This is a genomic window from Paraburkholderia translucens, assembly GCF_020881035.1.
In the GTDB taxonomy this organism is placed as follows: Bacteria; Pseudomonadota; Gammaproteobacteria; order Burkholderiales; family Burkholderiaceae; genus Paraburkholderia; species Paraburkholderia translucens.
Map to the genome: position 1 here is coordinate 128,387 of NZ_JAJITC010000004.1, position 18,827 is coordinate 147,213.

18 protein-coding genes are annotated in these 18,827 nt (G+C 65.6%); 13 read left to right on the plus strand and 5 right to left on the minus strand.

The features are described 5' to 3' along the window. Position 1 precedes the first annotated feature (1 nt). From LJ655_RS08480 to LJ655_RS08495, 4 genes are all read left to right on the plus strand, one after another. Positions 2 to 1,234, plus strand: a complete 1,233-nt coding sequence (locus LJ655_RS08480; protein ID WP_230560808.1) for a vWA domain-containing protein — start codon at positions 2 to 4, stop codon at positions 1,232 to 1,234. Further along, positions 1,225 to 1,851 (plus strand): SRPBCC family protein, encoded by a 627-nt coding sequence (locus tag LJ655_RS08485; RefSeq protein ID WP_230560809.1) that lies wholly within the window; start codon positions 1,225 to 1,227, stop codon positions 1,849 to 1,851. The genes LJ655_RS08480 and LJ655_RS08485 overlap by 10 nt, the downstream gene beginning before the upstream one ends. Then, a complete protein-coding gene (locus LJ655_RS08490) occupies positions 1,824 to 2,846 on the plus strand; it encodes an XdhC family protein (RefSeq protein ID WP_230560810.1) in 1,023 nt (340 codons plus the stop codon). Before LJ655_RS08485 ends, LJ655_RS08490 begins: the two co-directional genes overlap by 28 nt. Positions 2,847 to 3,045: 199 nt before the next feature. Next, a complete protein-coding gene (locus tag LJ655_RS08495) occupies positions 3,046 to 4,944 on the plus strand; it encodes a DUF3857 domain-containing transglutaminase family protein (RefSeq protein WP_230560811.1) in 1,899 nt (632 codons plus the stop codon). Positions 4,945 to 4,955: 11 nt separating this feature from the next. On the opposite strand, the gene LJ655_RS08500 is transcribed toward LJ655_RS08495, so the two are convergent. Together LJ655_RS08500 and LJ655_RS08505 are read right to left on the minus strand one after the other, a co-directional pair. Further along, entirely contained in the window at positions 4,956 to 5,993 is a 1,038-nt protein-coding gene (locus LJ655_RS08500; protein WP_230560812.1) for a serine/threonine protein kinase, read from the minus strand. A gap of 192 nt (positions 5,994 to 6,185) precedes the next feature. Next, positions 6,186 to 6,398, minus strand: a complete 213-nt coding sequence (locus LJ655_RS08505; RefSeq protein ID WP_230560813.1) for a hypothetical protein — start codon at positions 6,396 to 6,398, stop codon at positions 6,186 to 6,188. 617 nt (positions 6,399 to 7,015) lie between these two features. Here LJ655_RS08505 and LJ655_RS08510 point away from each other — a divergent pair. Continuing rightward, a complete protein-coding gene (locus LJ655_RS08510; protein WP_230560814.1) occupies positions 7,016 to 8,293 on the plus strand; it encodes an MFS transporter in 1,278 nt (425 codons plus the stop codon). Positions 8,294 to 8,619: 326 nt separating this feature from the next. Next, a complete protein-coding gene (locus tag LJ655_RS08515; RefSeq protein ID WP_008923386.1) occupies positions 8,620 to 8,802 on the plus strand; it encodes a hypothetical protein in 183 nt (60 codons plus the stop codon). 98 nt (positions 8,803 to 8,900) lie between these two features. Here LJ655_RS08515 and mgrA read toward each other — a convergent pair whose 3' ends face one another. Next, positions 8,901 to 9,944, minus strand: a complete 1,044-nt coding sequence (mgrA, locus tag LJ655_RS08520) for an L-glyceraldehyde 3-phosphate reductase (RefSeq protein WP_230560815.1) — start codon at positions 9,942 to 9,944, stop codon at positions 8,901 to 8,903. 218 nt (positions 9,945 to 10,162) lie between these two features. Between mgrA and LJ655_RS08525 the strand changes: the two genes are divergently transcribed. Beyond that, positions 10,163 to 10,369 (plus strand): DUF3185 family protein, encoded by a 207-nt coding sequence (locus LJ655_RS08525; RefSeq protein ID WP_230560816.1) that lies wholly within the window; start codon positions 10,163 to 10,165, stop codon positions 10,367 to 10,369. A 31-nt stretch (positions 10,370 to 10,400) separates the two neighbouring features. Here the strand turns inward: LJ655_RS08525 and LJ655_RS08530 are convergent, their stop codons facing one another. After that, positions 10,401 to 11,162 carry a phytanoyl-CoA dioxygenase family protein gene (locus tag LJ655_RS08530; protein WP_230560817.1) on the minus strand — a complete coding sequence of 254 codons (762 nt, stop codon included), beginning with the start codon at positions 11,160 to 11,162 and terminating at the stop codon, positions 10,401 to 10,403. Positions 11,163 to 11,699: 537 nt separating this feature from the next. Between LJ655_RS08530 and LJ655_RS08535 the strand changes: the two genes are divergently transcribed. After that, positions 11,700 to 12,062 carry a hypothetical protein gene (locus LJ655_RS08535; protein ID WP_230560818.1) on the plus strand — a complete coding sequence of 121 codons (363 nt, stop codon included), beginning with the start codon at positions 11,700 to 11,702 and terminating at the stop codon, positions 12,060 to 12,062. 221 nt (positions 12,063 to 12,283) lie between these two features. On the opposite strand, the gene metK is transcribed toward LJ655_RS08535, so the two are convergent. Further along, on the minus strand, positions 12,284 to 13,471 hold the full coding sequence (gene metK / locus LJ655_RS08540; protein WP_230560819.1) for a methionine adenosyltransferase: 1,188 nt from the start codon (positions 13,469 to 13,471) through the stop codon (positions 12,284 to 12,286). A gap of 284 nt (positions 13,472 to 13,755) precedes the next feature. Between metK and LJ655_RS08545 the strand changes: the two genes are divergently transcribed. The 5 genes from LJ655_RS08545 to LJ655_RS08565 all read left to right on the plus strand — a co-directional run bounded on the left by LJ655_RS08545 (position 13,756) and on the right by LJ655_RS08565 (position 18,730). Further along, entirely contained in the window at positions 13,756 to 14,640 is an 885-nt protein-coding gene (locus tag LJ655_RS08545; protein WP_230560820.1) for a lipid A biosynthesis lauroyl acyltransferase, read from the plus strand. Between the two features lie 146 nt (positions 14,641 to 14,786). After that, the gene (gene dapF / locus LJ655_RS08550) at positions 14,787 to 15,710 is read left to right on the plus strand and encodes a diaminopimelate epimerase (RefSeq protein ID WP_230560821.1); all 924 of its coding nucleotides are present in this window, start codon (positions 14,787 to 14,789) and stop codon (positions 15,708 to 15,710) included. 57 nt (positions 15,711 to 15,767) lie between these two features. Then, positions 15,768 to 16,514, plus strand: a complete 747-nt coding sequence (locus tag LJ655_RS08555) for a DUF484 family protein (RefSeq protein ID WP_230560822.1) — start codon at positions 15,768 to 15,770, stop codon at positions 16,512 to 16,514. A 28-nt stretch (positions 16,515 to 16,542) separates the two neighbouring features. Then, positions 16,543 to 17,466: a tyrosine recombinase XerC gene (xerC, locus tag LJ655_RS08560; RefSeq protein ID WP_230560823.1), complete on the plus strand. Its 924-nt coding sequence runs from the start codon at positions 16,543 to 16,545 to the stop codon at positions 17,464 to 17,466. A 61-nt stretch (positions 17,467 to 17,527) separates the two neighbouring features. Next, positions 17,528 to 18,730 carry a class I SAM-dependent rRNA methyltransferase gene (locus tag LJ655_RS08565; protein ID WP_230560824.1) on the plus strand — a complete coding sequence of 401 codons (1,203 nt, stop codon included), beginning with the start codon at positions 17,528 to 17,530 and terminating at the stop codon, positions 18,728 to 18,730. Positions 18,731 to 18,827 lie beyond the last annotated feature (97 nt).

Genomic DNA, 18,827 nt, shown 5'->3' on the forward strand with positions numbered 1-18,827 from the left:
CATGACGAACCCGCCCGCCGCACCCATGCTCGCGCGCAACGTCGTCCATTTCGTCCGGGTGCTGCGCGGCGCTGGCCTGCCGATGTCACCTGCACAGGCGGTCGACGCACTCGCCGCGCTGCAATGGATCGACCTCGGCCACCGCGACGACGTGCGCGCCGCGCTTGCCGCGCTGCTCGTCACCGCGCCCGACGAACGCGAACTCTTCGATGCCGCGTTCGATCTGTTCTGGCGCGACCCCGATTGGGAAGGCAAGTTGCGCGCGCTGTTGCTGCCCAAAGTGCGCGACGGGGTGCCGCCGCCGAAACGCAACAACCGGCTCGCCGATGCGCTCGCGGTGCGCATGCCCCCGTCGCCGAATTTGCATGTTCCGCAGGAGACCGTGCAGCACGAACTGCACGCTCAGCTCACGTTCAGCGCGGAGGAGCGGCTCCGGCATCGCGATTTCGACACGCTGAGCGCCGACGAATGGCGCACGCTGCGTCATCTGATCCGGGGCCAGCGGCTGCCGCTCGCAACCGAGCCGACACGGCGTCTGAAGGCTGCGTCATACGGCACGCACGCCGATCTGCGCGCGAGCGCGCGGCACGCGGTGCGCGCGGGCGGCGACTGGACCGTGTGGAAGTACCGCGCGACGGTCGAGCGCAAGCCGCCTCTCGTGCTGCTGCTCGACATCTCCGGCTCGATGAGCAACTACTCGCGCGCGGTGCTCTACTTCTGCCACGCGCTGCTGCAGTCGCGCGAGCGTCTGCAGGTGTTTCTGTTCGGCACGCGGCTCACGAACGCGACGCGCGCATTGCGCGAGCGCGATCCCGACGTCGCGATCGCCACGCTCAGCGACCAGGTGGTCGACTGGTCGGGCGGCACGCGCATCGGCGCGGCGCTCGCCGAGTTCAACCGGCGCTGGGCACGACGCGTGCTCACTGGTCGCGCGACGGTGCTGCTCGTCACCGATGGCCTCGATCACGAAGCGATCGATGTGCTCGATACCGAAATGGCGCGCCTCGCGCGCTTCGCGCATCGCGTCGTGTGGCTCAATCCGCTGCTGCGTTTCAGCGGCTTCGCGCCGAAAGCGCGCGGCGTGCAGGCAATCCTGCCGCATGTCGACGCGCATCGTCCGGTTCATAATCTAGACAGTCTTGCAGCGTTCGGCCGCGATCTCGCGCAACTGACGCGCGCGCCTCGCCGCGCCGTCGCCGCAACGACACTCGCAGGAGCAACGTCATGGAATTGAGCGAAACTCATACGCTACCGGTCGCGCAGCAGCAAACGTGGGACGCGTTGAACGATACCGCGATTCTGCGCGGCTGCATCCCCGGCTGCGAGAGCATCGACCCCGACGGTGAAAATGCGTATCTGGTCGCGCTGAGCGCGGCGGTCGGTCCAGTCAAGGCACGCTTCAAAGGGCGTATGCAATTGACCGGCATCGATGCGCCGAACACTTACACGATCGTCTTCGAAGGCCAGGGCGGCGCCGCCGGCTTTGCGAAGGGCAACGCGCAGGTCACGCTCGAGGCGGACGGCGAGGCCGCGACGAAGCTTTCCTACACCGCCAACGCACAGGTCGGCGGCAAGCTCGCGCAGATCGGCTCGCGGCTCGTCGACGGCGCGGCGCGCAAGATTGCCGGGGAATTCTTCAGGCGCTTTACGGCCCGGCTCTCGGGCGACGATAGCGCGGATCAGGCAGCGGGCGGTGACGCAGCGGTGGATGCCGAGGCGGAAGCAGAAGCAGAAGCCGCGTCCGCGCCCGAGTCCGCGCCAACGGAATCGACTGAGACCGCGGACGGCGAGTCCGGCGGCGCAGCAAAGAAAGGGAAGAAATCATGGACAGCGTGGATCTCGAAGTTCTGAAAACCAGCGCCCGTTGGCTGGAGGACGGACATCGCGCGCTCCTCGTGACGGTCGTGAAGACGTGGGGCTCATCGCCGCGTCCCGAGGGCGCGATGCTCTCGGTGCGCGACGACGGTCTCGTGGTGGGCTCGGTGTCCGGGGGCTGCATCGAGGACGATCTGATCGACCGCGTGCGGCAACGCGGCATCGAGCAGACCCATCCGGAAGCGGTGAAGTACGGCATCACGGCCGAGGAAGCGCATCGCTTCGGGCTGCCTTGCGGCGGCACGATCCAGCTCGTGCTCGAACCGTTGACGCGGCAAAGCGGCATCGCCGAGCTGTGTCATGCGGTGGAAAACGGGCAGCTCGTCGCACGCGAGCTCGATATGACGACGGGGGCGGTGCGGCTCGAAAACGCTCAGGCGACCGACGGCGTGCATTTCGATGGCGGGCGTCTGTTGACGATCCACGGTCCGCGCTACCGGATGCTCGTGATCGGCGCCGGGCAGTTGTCGCGCTACCTGTGCCACATCGCGGTGGGGCTCGATTATCAGGTGACGGTGTGCGATCCGCGCGAGGAATACACCGAGGAATGGGACGTGCCCGGCACGAAGATAGTACGCACGATGCCTGACGATACCGTGATCGACATGAAGCTCGACGAGCGCTGCGCGGTGATCGCGCTCACGCACGATCCGAAGCTCGACGATCTCGCGCTGATGGAAGCGCTGAAGACGCCGGCGTTCTATGTCGGCGCGCTCGGCTCGCGCCGGAACAATCACGCGCGCCGCGAGCGCCTGAAGGAGTTCGATCTGAGCGAAGCCGAACTGGCCCGTTTGCATGGGCCGGTCGGCATTTACATCGGCAGCAGGACGCCGCCTGAGATTGCGGTGTCGATCCTCGCGGAAGTGACGGCGGCGAAGAATGGCGTGTCGCTGCCGATGATCTTGCAGGTCGAAGGCGCGAAGGCCGCGCGGGAAATCGCGGCGTCGGGGGGCGCCGCTTGCAGCGTGTAGCCTGCGGCGCTCGGTTGTGAGTTGCCGCCGCGACGCAGATGAGCATTTCCCTCACTGCCGGCACGCCGGGCGCGCGCCGTGCACCCCGACGGGCAATCTGTGGGGCGCTTCTAAATGCGCGCCAGCCGCTTGACATCGTCGCGGCGCGAACCGACCCTAGCTGGCGTTCCCGTCAACGTCATCGTCCGGATACCCCCTCATGCGTCTCTCCCTGCTGGTCCTTACCACCGCCGGCTGGCTGGCCGGTATTCACGCCGCGAGCGCGGGCGTGACGGCCAAACTGGACGAGCCCTACACCAACGAGGGCGAAACGCAGACCTTCACCGCCAACGCGGACGGCTCGTATGCGAAGCTCGATTCGATGACGCTGCGCGTGAACAACGAAGCCGGCGTCGAGCGGGTCGCGCAGCAATACGTCTGGTTCAACCGCAGCATGGCCGACGTACAGGTCCTGGAGGCCTATACGGTCAGCGCCGACGGCAAGCGTCATGACGTTCAGCCGGAGCAGATCCGCGACGTGCAGGAAGTCCGCTCGTTCAACGCGCCGATGTTTCAGGACATCCAGGAAAAGGTCATCGTGTTCCCCGCTGTCGAACCCGGCGCACGCGTGCATCTGACGTACCGCAAGACGCAGCGCCAGCCGATCGTGCCGGGAGAATTCAGCGACTTCACGCCGCCCGACCTCGCGCCGACGCGCAACTTGCGCCTGATCTACGACCTGCCCGCCGACAAGCCGCTTTACGCCGACGCGCGCGGCTTCAGCGCGGTGACGCCGGTCACGCGCGACGGCCGCACGCGCTACGAATTCCGTTATGACAAGGCGCATTTCGACCGGCTCGAACGCGGCTCGATAGCGTACGTGTCGTACGGCGATCGGTTGATGGTGTCGACCTTCCCGAGCTATGCGGCATTCGCCGCTTCCTACCGCGCTTCCGCGGCGGACCCGGACACTCACGACACCGCGATCACCGAGCTTGCATTGCAACTGACCGCGCACGATCACACGCCGCGCGACAAAGCCAAAACGCTGTACGACTGGGTTCGCCGCAATATCCGCTATGTCGCGATCTACGTCGGACGCGGCTCCGTCGTGCCGCACAGCGCGAGCGCGATCCTCGCGAACCGGTACGGCGATTGCAAGGACCACGTCGCGCTCTACGGCGCGCTGCTCGATGCGGTCGGCGTGCGCAACGAGCCGGCGCTGATCAGTAGCGGCACGATCTACACGCTGCCGAGCGTCCCCGGGTACGGCGTCATCAATCACGCCATCACGTGGCTGCCCGATTTGCAGATGTACGCGGATTCGACCGCGTCGAACGCCGAGTTCGGTTTTCTGCCTTCGTCCGACATGAACCGGCCGACCGTGCTGACCGGCGACGGCGTACTCGCGCACACACCGGCCACCGCGCCGATGTCGCGCAGCACCGACCTCGCGATCAGAATCGAACCGGATGGCTCGGCGAGCTTCACGTATCGGTTACAGGCTGCGGGGCCGTCCGCCGAGCAGGCGCGCGCGCGGCTGCGCACGCAAACGCCCGCGCAACGCGAGGAATCGATCCAGGCCGAACTGCGCAACGCGAACCTGCGCGGCACGGCGACGCTGACGACGAGCGACCTCAGCGCGGCCGACGGCCCGCTCACGCTGACGATGAAAGGCACGCTCGAAAGTCTCGTGGCGACCGGCATGACGGCCTCGATTCCGGCGCTGACGAGCCTCAGCGGTGGCGTCGCGACCGACACGCGTTACTGGCTAGGCGAACGCAAGCGCACGCAACCGTTCGTGTGCCACAACCTCGCGGTCCACGAACGCGCGCGCATCGAGTTGCCCGCGAATTTCAACGTGCTCGATATGCCGGAGGCGCAGCGCACGCAGGACCGCTTCATCGATTTCGCGTCGCAATACGCGTTCGATCCGCACAGCAACGTGATCACGATGACGCGCGACGGCACCACGCATTTCGACAGCGACGTCTGCACGCCCGAAGATTTCGCGCGCATGCGTCCCGCGATGGAAGCGATCGGGCGGGACGTGCGCGCGGAGGTGATCGTCAGGTCAACGTTGGTGGAGTCGTCGAATGTGGCGTCGCAAGCGCCTTGACCGTCAACTCGTCAAACCGGCCACAACGGCCCTTCCTGCATCGCGCCGATCTGCTCGCGCATCTCCAGGATGCGATCTTCCCAATAGCGCTGCGTGTTGAACCACGGAAACGCGGCCGGGAACGCCGGGTCGTTCCAGCGCCGTGCGAGCCACGCCTGATAGTGAATCAGCCGCAACGTGCGCAGCGCTTCGATCAGGTACAGTTCGCGCGGCTCGAACTCGCAGAAATCCTCGTAGCCGGCGAGCAGATCGGAGAGTGAACGCGACGCCTCCGCGCGCTCGCCCGGCAGCAGCAGCCACAGATCCTGAATCGCGGGACCCATGCGGCTGTCGTCGAAATCGACGAAATGCGGACCCGCGTCGGTCCACAGCACGTTGCTCGGATGACAGTCGCCGTGCACGCGCAGCATGCGAATTTCGCCGGCCCGCTCGAACGCACGGGCGACGCCTTCGAGCGCGAGGTTCACCACGGTTTCCCACGCAGTGCGCACGTCGTCGGGAACGAAACGGTGCGCGAGCAGAAAGTCGCGCGGCTCGTAGCCGAACGTGTCGATGTTCAGCGTGGGACGTTGCGCGTAATCGTGCGTCTGCCCGATCGCATGAATGCGTCCGATAAAACGCCCCAGCCATTCGAGCGTGTCGCGCCGGTCGAGATCCGGCGCGCGACCGCCGCGTCGCTCGAAAATCGAAAAACGGAAACCGTCGAAGGTATGCAGCGTGCGGCCATCGAGCACGCGCGCGGGCACGGCCGGAATCTCGCGCGCGGCAAGCTCGGCGACGAACGCGTGCTCTTCGAGAATCGCCGCATCGCTCCAGCGCTCGGGACGATAGAACTTCGCGACCACCGGCGGACCGTCTTCGACGCCGACCTGATACACGCGATTCTCGTAGCTGTTGAGCGGCAGCAGACGGCCGTCGGTGCGCACGCCGGTCGTCGCGAGTACGCCGTCGAGCGCATCGAGTACGGTTTCCGGCGTGAGCCGCGCGAACGGCACGGCGCCATCGGCGCCGGCCTGGGGATGGGAATTGTGGGGAATGGTGTCGTTCATGCCCCGCATTGTGCGCCGCGCCGCGGGTAAAGACGAGGGCGACGATCCGCAATGCGTGCGTCGCGTCGCCGGAAAACGTGGCGCACGCGCCGCCCGACCGCGATGCCGGTAAGCCGACGACACCTTACGGCATCACTACAGCCTGCTCCTGCGCGTCCAATAGCGGCAACGCGCGAAGGCTACGCCTCTCGTTCAATGCGTCTGCGCGCCGGACGGACGTATCAGGTCGCCGGTATCGATCAGATCTTCGAGGAAAAAGGGTTCGGTGTTGAGTTGCTCGGAGGCGCCGGGCTCGCCGGCGTACCACGCCACCATCGCCATGTCGCCAAGAATGCGCATGACGATTCCGCGCGCGCCTTGCGGCACGGCGATATGTACCGATCGGACAATGGAACCGACTTCCATGATATTTCCCCGCTTCACTTAGCCGGCTTTATGATTTCCCGCCGGTCGAGGTGATAAAAAACGCCGCTTCGCATTGGACGTTGCGTGCGCACTTGATCTGCCGCGCGCATGGCGCGTGAGAGGTTCGAGTCATTGTTCCCGTTTTACGGGGCTTTGGGAAGCGCGAAAATAGAAGGCTTTCCCCGTCGTTCGCCCTATCTGATTACGCGGCACACAGCCGATGATCGCCGCGTAAGACGTCGCGATGAAGACCATCATAAACCCTGTGGAGGGAGACATCAAAAACGCGCTTCACCGAACAATCCGTTCGATACAGGTGACGCGCAGCTCCGCGCATAAGACGCAGCTCGCCGCTGTTCATCCTCGATGGTGTCAAGGTCGCGACCGTCGATACGCTGCACAAGATGAAACTGCTACCGATGTCGCTAGACACGGACTTCAGCACACGCGTCGCGATCGTGTCGGGTTTGCAGGGCAACGAGCAGACAATCCTGAATCCGCAGGAGCGGGGCGTCGATACGTTCGTGCACCCCTCGACGGCGACGGCGGCCCGAACTCGATTTTCAGCGTATCCTCAACTCCTTTGCGCATTTCCGTATGACCGAAGGAGTCCCGTTTTGACCCTGCCGCCGGCATCCCAGCGGACCGCATCTGCGGTTCTCTCCCCATGCGCAGCCCCGGCTGCTTCCTGCGGCGCCACCGTCGTGCCGGGCATCCCTTATCTCGAACGCGGTTCGCGCGCGTACTGGCGCGCGAGCCTCGCGCTGCTGTTCGCCGGCTACGCGACGTTTTCGCTGCTCTACTGCGTGCAGCCACTGCTGCCGTCGTTTTCCGAAGCGTTCAACGTGACGCCGGCGCAGAGCAGTCTATCGCTGTCGCTCTCGACCGCGGCGCTCGCGCTCGCGATCTTCGTCGCCGGTTTCTTTTCGGAGGGCTGGAGCCGGCACAAGCTGATGACGCTGTCGCTCACGGCGTCGGCCGTGCTGACGCTGGGCGTATCGATCGCGCCGCACTGGAATCATCTGCTCGTGCTGCGCACGCTCGAAGGACTCGCGCTCGGTGGGGTGCCGGCCGTCGCGATGGCCTATCTCGCCGAGGAAGTGCATCCCGACGGTCTTGGCCTCGCGATGGGTCTGTACGTCGGCGGCACGGCGATCGGCGGCATGGCCGGGCGGGTGATCACCGGCGTGATCGCGGATCTGTTTTCATGGCGCGTCGCGATCGGCACGATCGGCGTGCTCGGCCTGCTGTCGATGCTCGCGTTTCGCTCGCTGCTGCCGCCATCGCGGCATTTCGTGCCGCGCCGCGGGCTCGGCTTCGCGCATCACCGCACGCTGCTGCTGCGGCAGTTCACGCGGCCGGGCCTGCCGCTCTTGTTCCTGCTCGGCTTCGTGCTGATGGGCAGCTTCGTCACGCTGTACAACTACATCGGCTACCGGCTGCTGGCGCCGCCGTATCGGCTGAATCAGACGGAGATCGGCGCTATCTTCATCGTCTATCTGACCGGCGTGGTCGCATCGCCGTGGTCCGGGCGCATGGCCGATACGTTCGGCCGCGCGCGCGTGCTGAGCGCGAGCCTGCTGCTGATGGTGTTCGGTCTCGCGCTGACGATGCTGCATCCGCTCGCGGCGATCGCAACGGGCATCGCGTGCGTGACGTTCGGATTCTTCGCCGGGCATTCGGTCGCGAGCGGCTGGGTGGGGCGTCTGGCGAAGGACGCGAAGGGCCAGGCTGCGGCCCTGTATCTGCTCGCGTACTACATCGGCTCGAGTCTGGTCGGCTCGTATGGCGGCCATGTGTGGGCCGGTCATGGCTGGAACGGGGTCGTGGGGCTGGTCGGGGCGTTGCTCGTGATAGGGCTGATCGCGGCGACACGGATGCGCGGCCGCGAATAGTCCGGCGGGGCCGGTCGCGCTGCGCGATGCAAGTACCGCGAGCCGCACGCCATCACGTCTCCCGCATGGATCGGCGGCAGAACGAAAGACGCCCGTAAGCGAGCGCTTGAGCTTTTTCGCCGCGATTGTTGCAGCGCGCCAATCGCCGGATACCCTGCCGCATCGGGGTTCAGCAGCTTGCGATTCAGCGACGGTGCGCGATGCCGCGCCGTCGCGCCGCTTCATCTGTCTCCTATACTCGATTCGTGCGCGGGCGCCGCGTGATTTCGCAGCCGCAGCGCGAACAGGAACGACACAGCAACCATCCCGAATGGGAGGAGACGAAGATGACGTACTTCACGATCGGCGATTTCATCCTGGTCATCCCGATGGCGTTGGCGGGCGCGCTATTCGTCGGCGCACTACCCTGCAAGACCGAGTTGCGACACAACGCGCTGCGTGTGCTGGGCGCGCTGATCGGGGTGATGTGCGCGGTGGCGCTGGTCGAGGGTCTGCCCGCGCTCGTGTAGCGGCGCGGCGAAGGACCATCAAGGAAGCCGCACGCTGGGCGTGCGGCTTCGTCTTTCCTGCTTCCGTCCGCTCAGTGTGCGGACACCCGGTCACGCGATCAGATCGGCTGATCCGTCGACGGCTTCTCCCACAGGTTGATCCCGCCTTCGGTCGCATACCGATCGATTTCGGCGAGTTCGTCCGCTGAAAACGCGAGGTTCTTCAGCGCGCCGACGTTCTCGCGCACCTGTTCCGCACGGCTCGCGCCGATCAGCACCGACGTCACGCGCTGATCGCGCAACGCCCACGCGAGCGCCATCTGCGCGAGGCTCTGACCGCGCCGCTGCGCGATGTCGTTGAGCTTCCTCACGTGCTCGATGTTCTGCGGGCTCAGGTGCTCGTCTTTCAACGAACCGCCACCCGGCTTGTTGACGCGCGCATCGGCCGGCACGCCGTTCAGGTACTTGCCGGTCAACAGCCCCTGCGCGAGCGGCGTAAACGCGATTGCACCCGCGCCGACCTCGTCGAGCGTCTCGAGCAGGTCGTGTTCGATCCAGCGGTTCAGCAAGTTGTACGACGGCTGATGGATCAAGAGCGGCACCTTGTATTCGGCAAGCAGCTTCGTCATTTCGCGCGTCTTCGCGGACGAGTACGACGAGATGCCGATATACAGCGCCTTGCCCTGCTGTACCGCGCTGGCCAATGCGCCCGCGGTTTCCTCGAGCGGCGTGTGCGCGTCGAAACGATGCGAATAGAAGATGTCGACGTATTCGAGGCCCATGCGCTTGAGGCTCTGATCGAGACTCGCGAGCACGTATTTGCGCGAGCCGCCGCCCTGGCCGTACGGACCCGGCCACATGTCCCAGCCGGCCTTCGACGAAATCAGCAGTTCGTCGCGATACGGTTTGAAATCGTCCTTGAACAGACGCCCGAAATTGGTTTCCGCGCTACCGTACGGCGGCCCGTAATTGTTCGCGAGATCGAAGTGGGTGATGCCGAGATCGAAGGCCGTGCGCAGAATGTCGCGCTGCGTCGAGATCGGCGTGGTGTCGCCAAAGTTATGCCACAGGCCGAGCGACAGCGCCGGCAGTTTGAGACCCGACTTGCCGCAGACGCGGTATTGCATATCCGAATAGCGTTCTGAAGCTGCTTCGTAAGCCATTGCTAATGTCCTTGTCGATGAGATCGCCCGGTGAGTGCGGGCGTGAGGATTCGCGCGTTGCGGGAGGCGTGCTGCTCGGGAGATGTGTTGTTATGGTGCGGCCAGAGCCGCTATGTTAGCCAATCGACGCGGCGCTTGCAGCGCACCCGGCATGCCGGATGGACGAGCGCGCATGGCTCACCTACACTCTGGCCGGATCAGATTGATGGGAGGAACGGATGACGAAAGCGATTTCGATCGCGCTGATTGCCGGCGGCATCGTGCTGCTGTATTTCGGCGGGCAGGCATTCAATTCGGTGAGCAGCGACGTGTCGCGCTTCTTTACCGGTTCGCCGACCAACAAGGCGATCGTGCTGATCGTCGCGGGCGTGGTGGCGACGCTCGCCGGGCTGACGGGCGTCGCGTTGTCGGGACGCAAGCGCTAAGCACGGGCACACGGCCCGCGACGAAAACGACCTAGAACGCGATCTCAGGCTTCGCGGCCGAGCGCGTGCCGGGTAGCGGCACATTGCTCACGCCGTGATAGGTGAACACAAGCGAGAACTTCACCTCGTCGCTGAGATTCTTGCCGGCCGAGTGCAGCGTGTTGCAGTGGAAGAACACCACGTCGCCGGTCTTCAGTTCGGGCGACACCGCCGTACGGATCGCGGCCTGGTTCTCCGCGAGATCCGTGCGGAAGAATTTCGCTTCGTCGAAACGGTCGGACGTGAATGCCGCGCCGTGCGATTGCGGCACGAACCACAACGCGCCGTTATCGACGGTTTCCGGACCGACCGCGAGCCACACCGACACCAGATCGTCGCGCTCGAACGACCAGTAGCGCACGTCGCGATGCCAGCCGGTCAGGCTGCCGAACGCGGGGTGCTTGGTCATCATGCAGTTGTGATGCGCACGCGACAAACGCGGCTCCTCGCCGAAATACAACTCCATCCAGCCGCGGATTTCCGGCGCGGTCGCCCATTGCGCGAACGCCGGGTGACGGCCGTACGCGTCGAGCAGGCGCCGCACCGTATGCCCCCCCGGCGCATCTTTCGATGATGGCGCCCCCGGATACTGCAGATCCGCTTCGAATTCGATCGGCGCCGCGGCTTCCTGCAGTTGCCGCTGCGCGATCCGCTTCAGCTCGTCGCAACGCTCGGGCGACACGAGTCCTGGCACGACGACAAAACCCTGCTCCCGCAACGCTTGAATCTGCTCTTTCTTCGAATGAGGTGACATGGTGTTCCGTGACTGTCGACTGACTGATGTCCGATTGTAAAACGGGCGCGATCGGGGCGCGTCGTTTCGCGCCGGGCGGCTTCGCGCTTTGCGCCGCGGCGATGCACCGGTTTCAGGCGCGCGACGCGCGCCCAGCGCACATTCGCTGGGCAAACGCGCACGAAGATCGCCCGCAAAAGGTGGGATCACACCGGCATCCGCGACGATTGCGCCCGTGAAAAAAACCGGCTTCGCAGGGTAATAACCGACTTTCTGACGTCACGTTTCCCATGTAGCCTGCACACATGTCGATCGTCGCTTACGCACTTTTCCGCCGTTCGCGGGCCGTCAGGGCCCGTGCCGCTGGTTTCTCCGCGTTGTTCCTTCGCTACGCCGTACGCCATTTTTCGCGTCGCGGTCCGCCGCGCCCCGATCCGTGCCGAACTTCCGGCTTGCAGGCCGTTCATCGCAACCCCGCCATTGGCACATATGGTGCTGGTTGTCTGTGCACCTCCGGTGCACGCGCCGACGTGCGGTACATTGCCTATTCGTGAAGCCATGCATACTCTTTTGAGCACCCGTCTTACCCGTGCCGCGCTGAAAGCGGCACGTCCCGCGCGCCGCCACATGATGCGGGCGCTGCGCCATCATGCCGCGCGCACCCGCGCGCTCGGCGAGCAGTGGCGTGACGCGAAGGCCGTCGACGGCATTCGCACCTGGTTCCATACCTTCTTCTCGGCGCTGCGTCAGCAGAGCGGCACGCGTCGTCTGTCGCTGCGTACCCTGCTGCGCAAACCGACGCCGTTGCGCCTCACGGTCGCGAAACGCGAACCTGCGGTGCATACGCCTGTGAGCCGTCGTCCGCGCCGGCTGTCGACGAGCAGCAGCGGGTGGTTCGCGTTTGCGTATGCGAGCCGGTGAAATGGCTGCGCCCCTGAGCGACGCGTTCAGCGGCTAGCGCGCTCAACCGCTGACCGGCTGCTTGTTCACCGCAAGACTTCGAGCGCGGGGACGAGTGTCATATCGAGCATCGGGATAACCGCGCATCGGCAGGCGTTGCGCCTTCGACAGATAAAGAAAAACCCCGCCCGGCTCACACCGGCGGGGTTTTTTGCTATCAGACAGCGACCGGCTGGCGCTGATCAGGCGATCGCCGCGACCGGCTCGGTGCCGGCCGCTTCGGCGAGTGCGAGCGCCTTGTCGGTGGCTTCCCACGTGAATTCCGGCTCTTCGCGGCCGAAGTGGCCGTAGGCCGCGCTCTTCTCGTAGACCGGCCGCAACAGATCGAGCATCTGGATGATGCCCTTCGGGCGCAGGTCGAAATGCTGACGCACCAGTTCCGTGATCGTTGCATCCGACACGCGGCCCGTGCCGAACGTATTGACCATCACCGAAGTCGGCTGCGCGACGCCGATCGCGTACGACACCTGGATCAGGCAGCGCGAGGCAAGGCCCGCGGCCACGATGTTCTTCGCGACGTAGCGGCCAGCATAAGCTGCCGAGCGGTCGACCTTCGACGGGTCCTTGCCCGAGAACGCGCCGCCGCCGTGCGGCGCCGCGCCGCCATACGTATCGACGATGATCTTGCGGCCCGTCAGACCGCAATCGCCTTGCGGACCGCCGATCACGAAGCGTCCGGTCGGGTTCACGAGGAACTTGATGTCGCCTTTGATCAGCTCGGCCGGCAGCGTCGGCTTGACCACTTCCTCGATCACCGCTTCGCGCAGCGTGGCGAGATCGATGTCCGGCGAATGCTGGGTGGACAGCACGACCGTGTCGATCGAATGCGGCTTGCCGTCGACGTAGCGCACGGTGACCTGCGACTTCGCATCCGGACGCAGCCACGGCAGACGGCCGTCGCGGCGCAGATTCGCCTGACGCTCGACGAGGCGGTGTGAGAGGTGGATCGGCAGCGGCATCAGTTCCGGCGTTTCCTCGCACGCGTAGCCGAACATCAGGCCCTGGTCGCCCGCGCCTTGATCGAGGTTGTTGTCGTGCGCGCGGTCCACGCCCTGGGCGATGTCCGGCGACTGCTTGTCGTACGCGACGAGCACCGCGCAGCCGCGGTAGTCGATGCCGTAGTCGGTGTTGTCGTAGCCGATACGCTTGATCGTATTGCGCGCGATCTGGATGTAGTCGACGTTCGCGGTCGTGGTGATTTCACCGGCCAGCACGACGAGACCCGTGTTGCACAGCGTTTCGGCCGCGACACGTGAGTACTTGTCTTGCGCGAGGATGGCGTCGAGGATCGCGTCCGAGATCTGGTCCGCGACTTTGTCGGGATGGCCTTCGGAAACGGATTCGGAAGTAAAGAGATAGTCGTTTGCCACGTTGCAGACTCCTTTAGTGGTTACGGTTGCGTTCCACGTAGCCGGCTTCGGGAGTCTGAAGCGGCGACGCTTTAGCGGATTACATGACCGATGGACGCAAAACCCATGGAAAACCATGGACCGCGCCCGCCGGCTTCGCCCCGCAAGTTGTCTATTAACTCGGCGAAGCCTTTATTATAGCGACTTCCCTTGAATGTCACAGAGTGTCCACGCGTGCGGTATCACGTCTATTTTTCCGCTCCCTCCCATTCCACCTCATGCAGCGCCGCCCGCCCGGAGGCTGCATGCTGAGCCGCTACGGCGCGAGGCTCGCGATCGGGCTGCTCAAATTCTTTGCCTTGTTGCCCTATGGTTTCGTCGCCCGACTTGGTGACGGTCTCGGCTGGCTGCTCTATCAGATTCCGAGCCGCCGCAAGCGCATCGTCCATACGAATCTGAAACTGTGCTTTCCCGACTGGAGCGACGAGCGTCGCGAGGACGTCGCGCAGAAGCATTTCCGTCACGCGATCCGCAGCTATCTCGAGCGCAGCGTGCAGTGGTTCGGCTCGGCGAAGAAGCTCGAAAAGCTGATCCAGCTCGACAGCGCGATCGACCTGACGGACCCCAACCTGCCACCCACGCTGTTTCTCGGCTTCCATTTCGTGGGCATCGAGGCCGGGTCGATCTTTCTGAACTATTCACTGAAGCGCCAGTGCGGCTCGCTCTATCAGCCCATGTCGAACCACGAGCTCGAGGAGATCGCGAAAGCGGCGCGCGCGCGATTCGGCGCGGACATGGCGAGCCGCGCGGACAGCGCGCGCGTCGTGCTGCGCTGGCTGCGCGAACGCAAACCGGTGATGCTCGGCGCGGACATGGACTACGGCGCGCGCAATTCGACGTTCGTGCCGTTCTTCGGCGTGCCGACCTGCACGCTGACCGCAGTCGGCCGTCTCGCGAAGGTCGGGCATGCGCAGGTCGTACCGTTCATCGGCGAAGTGCTGCCGAACTACAAGGGCTACCGGCTCAAGGTCTTCAAGCCCTGGGACAACTACCCGACCGGCGACGACGACGCCGACGCCCGGCGCATGAACGAGTTTCTCGAAGAACAGATTCCGCTGATGCCCGAGCAGTACTACTGGGTGCACAAGCGGTTCAAGACACGGCCGCCCGGGGTGCCGGGCGTGTATTGACGATCAGTCCGAGGTGCCAGCGTGTATCATCTCCTATTGGCCCGGAGAGGCCCGAACGGGTGACTGATCCGAGGCCCGGCGATACCAGGACTCCGGCTTCGCCCGCACACGCGAAGCCCTACGCAGCAACGGATACACCGAAAAACGTGAAGCTCAAGTTCACCAAAATGCACGGCGCGGGCAACGACTTCATCGTGCTCGACGGCTATACCCAACCGGTCAATCTGACCACGGCGCAGGTGCGCGCGCTCGCGAACCGTCATTTCGGCGTCGGCGCCGACCAGTTGTTGCTGGTCGAAAAGCCGACCGTCGAAGGCGTCGATTTCAGATATCGCATCTTCAATTGCGACGGCGGCGAGGTCGAGCACTGCGGCAACGGCGCGCGCTGCTTCGTCAAGTTCGTGCGCGAACGCGGCCTCACCGACCAGCGCAGCGTGCGCGTGCAGGTACAGAAAGGCACGATCACGCTAACGATGCAGGACAACGGCGAAGTGATCGTCGACATGGGCACGCCGGTGTTCGATCCCGAGCTCGTGCCGTTCGCGACCAAGGGCCTGCAAGGCCGCCGCGAAGGCGCGGACACACTCTGGCCGCTCGACGTGAATGGCACGACGCGGTGGATGTCGGTGGTGTCGATGGGCAATCCGCATGCGGTGCAGGTCGTCGACGATGCCGAGGCGTTCCCGGTACTCGTCGAAGGTCCGGCGATCGAGCGGCACACGCGCTTCCCGCAGCGGGTCAACGCAGGATTCATGCAGATCGTCAGCCGCAATGAAATCAGGCTGCGCGTCTACGAGCGCGGCGCGGGCGAAACGCTCGCATGCGGCACCGGCGCGTGCGCCGCGGTCGCGGCTGGCATCCGGCGCGGACTGCTCGATGCGCCGGTGCTCGTGCACACGCATGGCGGCGATTTGACGATCACGTGGGACATCGCACAGCCGGGCACGCCGCTGCTGATGGCCGGCCCCGCGGCCACCGTTTTCGAAGGCGAAATCGAGTTGGCCGATGAAGCGTCAAACGTATCCCCGCACGATCCGTCCAACCCGGTCGCCGTGGCGCCCTCCGTCTAACTCACTGGCCGACTCGCTGCCGCAAGACGGCCATCCCGTAGTCCTCTAGCCGAAACCATGAACGATAGCGAAGTCGCCGAATACCTGCTCGCCAATCCCGAATTCTTCGTCGAACATGCGGAGTTGCTCGCCACGATCCGGCTCGCGAACCCGCACGGCAAAGCCGCGGTGTCGTTGCAGGAGCGGCAGATGGAGATGCTGCGCGACAAGAACAAGCATCTGGAGCGGCGTCTCGCCGAACTGCTGCGCTACGGTCACGAGAACGACAGCATCGCGTCGAAATTCAACCGCTGGACTATCCGCGTGATGGCCGAGCGCGATCCGTACGCGCTGCCGCGCACGATCGCAAGCGGTCTGCGCGAGATCTTCGACGTGCCGCAGACGGCGTTGCGCGTGTGGGACGTCGCCGAGCCGTATGCGCAAGCCGACTTCGCGCGCCACGTCAGCGAGGAAGTGCGCATTTTCGCGGGCAGCCTGAGCACGCCGTACTGTGGCGCGAACACCGGCTTCGAGGCCGCCCAATGGCTCGCGCAAGCGGCGGGCGCGTCCAACGCCGCGACCGTCACGGCAGCAAGCGCGGCCGACGACCATGGCAGCGCGTCGAGCGACACGGCGCAGACCACCGAATCGATCGCGCTGCTGGCACTGCGCGACCCGGAAGGCGCCGAGGACGCGCCCACGTTCGGCCTGCTGGTAATGGGCTCGTCCGACCCGCGACGCTTCCACGAAGGCATGGCCACCGATTTCCTCACGCAGATCGGCGCGTTGGCGAGCGCGGCGCTGAGCCGCCTACTGCCGCGCTGAGCCGCGCCGCCTGACGCCACCGCTCACCGTGACCGCCGCCGATCCTCTCGCCGCCTATCTGTCGCATCTCGAACACGAGCGGCGGCTCTCGGCGCATACGCTGCGCGGCTACACGCATGAGCTGGAGGAACTGAAGCAGCTCGCCAACGGCCGACCGCTCGAAAGCCTCACCGCCGCCGACATCCGCGGCGCCGTCGCGCGCGCGCATGCTGGCGGCCTCACCGCGCGCTCGATCGGCCATCGGCTGTCGGCGTGGCGCGCGTTTTATCGGTGGCTTGCAGGCCGCATCGAACTTCCGGCCAATCCGGTCGCCGCGGTGCGTGCGCCCAAACAGGCGAAAACGCTGCCGAAGGCGCTGTCTGTCGACGACACCGCGCGCCTGATGGACAGCCCGCCCGCCGACTCCCCCGAAGGCCTGCGCGACCACGCGATGCTCGAACTGTTCTACTCGTCGGGCCTGCGTCTCGCCGAACTGGTCGGCCTCGACGTGCGTTTCGCCGACGCCGACGGCTATCGCTCCGCCGGCTGGTTGAAGCTCGATGCCGGCGAAGTCGAAGTGCTCGGCAAAGGCAACCGGCGTCGCGTCGTGCCGGTGGGCGGCAAGGCGGTCGCGGCGCTCAATGCATGGCTCGCGGTGCGCGACCGGATGGTCCGCCACGATCCGCATCCGCTCTTCCTGTCGACGCGCGGCAACCGGCTCTCGCCCAACGTGGTACGCGAGCGCGTCAAGCGCGCGGCGCTCGCCGCCGGCATTCCGGCCAACGTGCATCCGCACGTGCTGCGCCATTCGTTCGCGACTCACGTGCTGCAGTCGAGCGGCGATCTGCGCGCCGTGCAGGAACTGCTCGGCCACGCGAGCATCACCGCGACGCAGGTTTATACGGGGCTTGATTTCCAGCATCTCGCCCGCGTCTACGACAGCGCTCATCCGCGCGCAAAGAAACGCAACTGATCACGCGACCGGCGCCGCGCACCGCGGCGCGCCGTCTTCGCCTGCAATTTACCGACACCTGATGAATACCGTTACGCTCAAACCGTCGAAAGAAAAATCGCTGCTGCGCCGCCATCCTTGGGTCTATGCCAATGCGATCGAGCACGTCGACGGCCGCCCCGCGCCCGGCGCGACCGTGCTCGTGCGCGCGCACGACGGCCGCTTTCTCGCGCGCGCCGCCTACAGCCCGCACTCGCAGATCCGCGCGCGCGTGTGGAGCTTCGACGAAGCCGAGCCGATCGATCACGCGTTCTTCAAGCGGCGCGTGCAGCGCGCATTCGCGCATCGTCGGGCGATGGTGCGCGACACCGGCGCGGTGCGGCTCATCTTCGGCGAGGCGGACGGTCTGCCCGGCCTGATCGTCGATCACTACGTCGCCGAGGACGCGGGCCAGCGCAGCCAGCTGGTCTGCCAGTTCATGGCGGCCGGAGTCGAAGCATGGAAGGACGCGATCGTCGCGGCGCTGGTCGGCGCGACCGGTTGCCCGAACGTCTACGAGCGCTCGGACGTGTCGATCCGTCAGAAGGAAGGGCTGGAGCAGATCACCGGCGTGCTAGCGGGCGAGCCGCCATCGGAGACGTTGATCGCGAGCGAAAACGGCGTGCGCTATCACGTCGACGTGCGCAATGGCCACAAGACCGGCTTCTATGTCGATCAGCGCGATAACCGCCTGCTCGTGCAGCAGTTCTCGCAGGATCGCGACGTGCTGAACTGCTTCTGCTATACCGGCGGATTTTCGCTCGCGGCGCTCAAGGGCGGCGCGAGGCGCGTGGTGTCGGTCGATTCGTCGGGTGAAGCGCTCGCGCTCGCGCAGCAGAACGTCGCGGCCAACGGCTTCGATGCCGAGCGCGCGACCTGGCTCGACGCCGATGCGTTCAGGACGCTGCGGCGCCTCTACGACGAAGGCGAGCGCTTCGACCTGATCGTGCTCGATCCGCCGAAGTTCGCGCCATCGCGCGAGCACGTGGACCGCGCGGCGCGCGCGTACAAGGACATCAACCTGACGGGCCTGAAGCTGCTGCGTCCGGGCGGTTTGCTGTTCACCTACTCGTGCTCGGGCGCGATCGATCCCGAGTTGTTCCAGAAGATCGTGTCCGGCGCGGCCGCCGACGCGCGCGTCGACGCACGCATCCTGAAGCGCCTGGGTGCGGGCGTCGATCATCCGCTGCTCACTGCGTTTCCGGAAGGCGAGTATCTGAAGGGACTGCTGTTGCAAATCGCCTGATCGTCCCTATTTTGGGGGTGATTGCGCGTGCTGGCGGCGGCAGCTGCCAGCCTCGGCGCACGCGGGCGCCTCAGCACCCGCCACGCAAATATGTTTC

Bases quoted from the DNA above. Each gene is read 5' to 3' on its own strand.
- LJ655_RS08480 (WP_230560808.1), top strand. From the start codon at position 2: ATGACGAACCCGCCCGCCGCACCCATGCTCGCGCGCAACGTCGTCCAT.
- LJ655_RS08485 (WP_230560809.1), top strand. From the start codon at position 1,225: ATGGAATTGAGCGAAACTCATACGCTACCGGTCGCGCAGCAGCAAACG.
- LJ655_RS08490 (WP_230560810.1), top strand. From the start codon at position 1,824: ATGGACAGCGTGGATCTCGAAGTTCTGAAAACCAGCGCCCGTTGGCTG.
- LJ655_RS08495 (WP_230560811.1), top strand. From the start codon at position 3,046: ATGCGTCTCTCCCTGCTGGTCCTTACCACCGCCGGCTGGCTGGCCGGT.
- LJ655_RS08500 (WP_230560812.1), bottom strand. From the start codon at position 5,993: ATGAACGACACCATTCCCCACAATTCCCATCCCCAGGCCGGCGCCGAT.
- LJ655_RS08505 (WP_230560813.1), bottom strand. From the start codon at position 6,398: ATGGAAGTCGGTTCCATTGTCCGATCGGTACATATCGCCGTGCCGCAA.
- LJ655_RS08515 (WP_008923386.1), top strand. From the start codon at position 8,620: ATGACGTACTTCACGATCGGCGATTTCATCCTGGTCATCCCGATGGCG.
- mgrA (WP_230560815.1), bottom strand. From the start codon at position 9,944: ATGGCTTACGAAGCAGCTTCAGAACGCTATTCGGATATGCAATACCGC.
- LJ655_RS08525 (WP_230560816.1), top strand. From the start codon at position 10,163: ATGACGAAAGCGATTTCGATCGCGCTGATTGCCGGCGGCATCGTGCTG.
- LJ655_RS08530 (WP_230560817.1), bottom strand. From the start codon at position 11,162: ATGTCACCTCATTCGAAGAAAGAGCAGATTCAAGCGTTGCGGGAGCAG.
- LJ655_RS08535 (WP_230560818.1), top strand. From the start codon at position 11,700: ATGCATACTCTTTTGAGCACCCGTCTTACCCGTGCCGCGCTGAAAGCG.
- LJ655_RS08545 (WP_230560820.1), top strand. From the start codon at position 13,756: ATGCTGAGCCGCTACGGCGCGAGGCTCGCGATCGGGCTGCTCAAATTC.
- LJ655_RS08555 (WP_230560822.1), top strand. From the start codon at position 15,768: ATGAACGATAGCGAAGTCGCCGAATACCTGCTCGCCAATCCCGAATTC.
- LJ655_RS08565 (WP_230560824.1), top strand. From the start codon at position 17,528: ATGAATACCGTTACGCTCAAACCGTCGAAAGAAAAATCGCTGCTGCGC.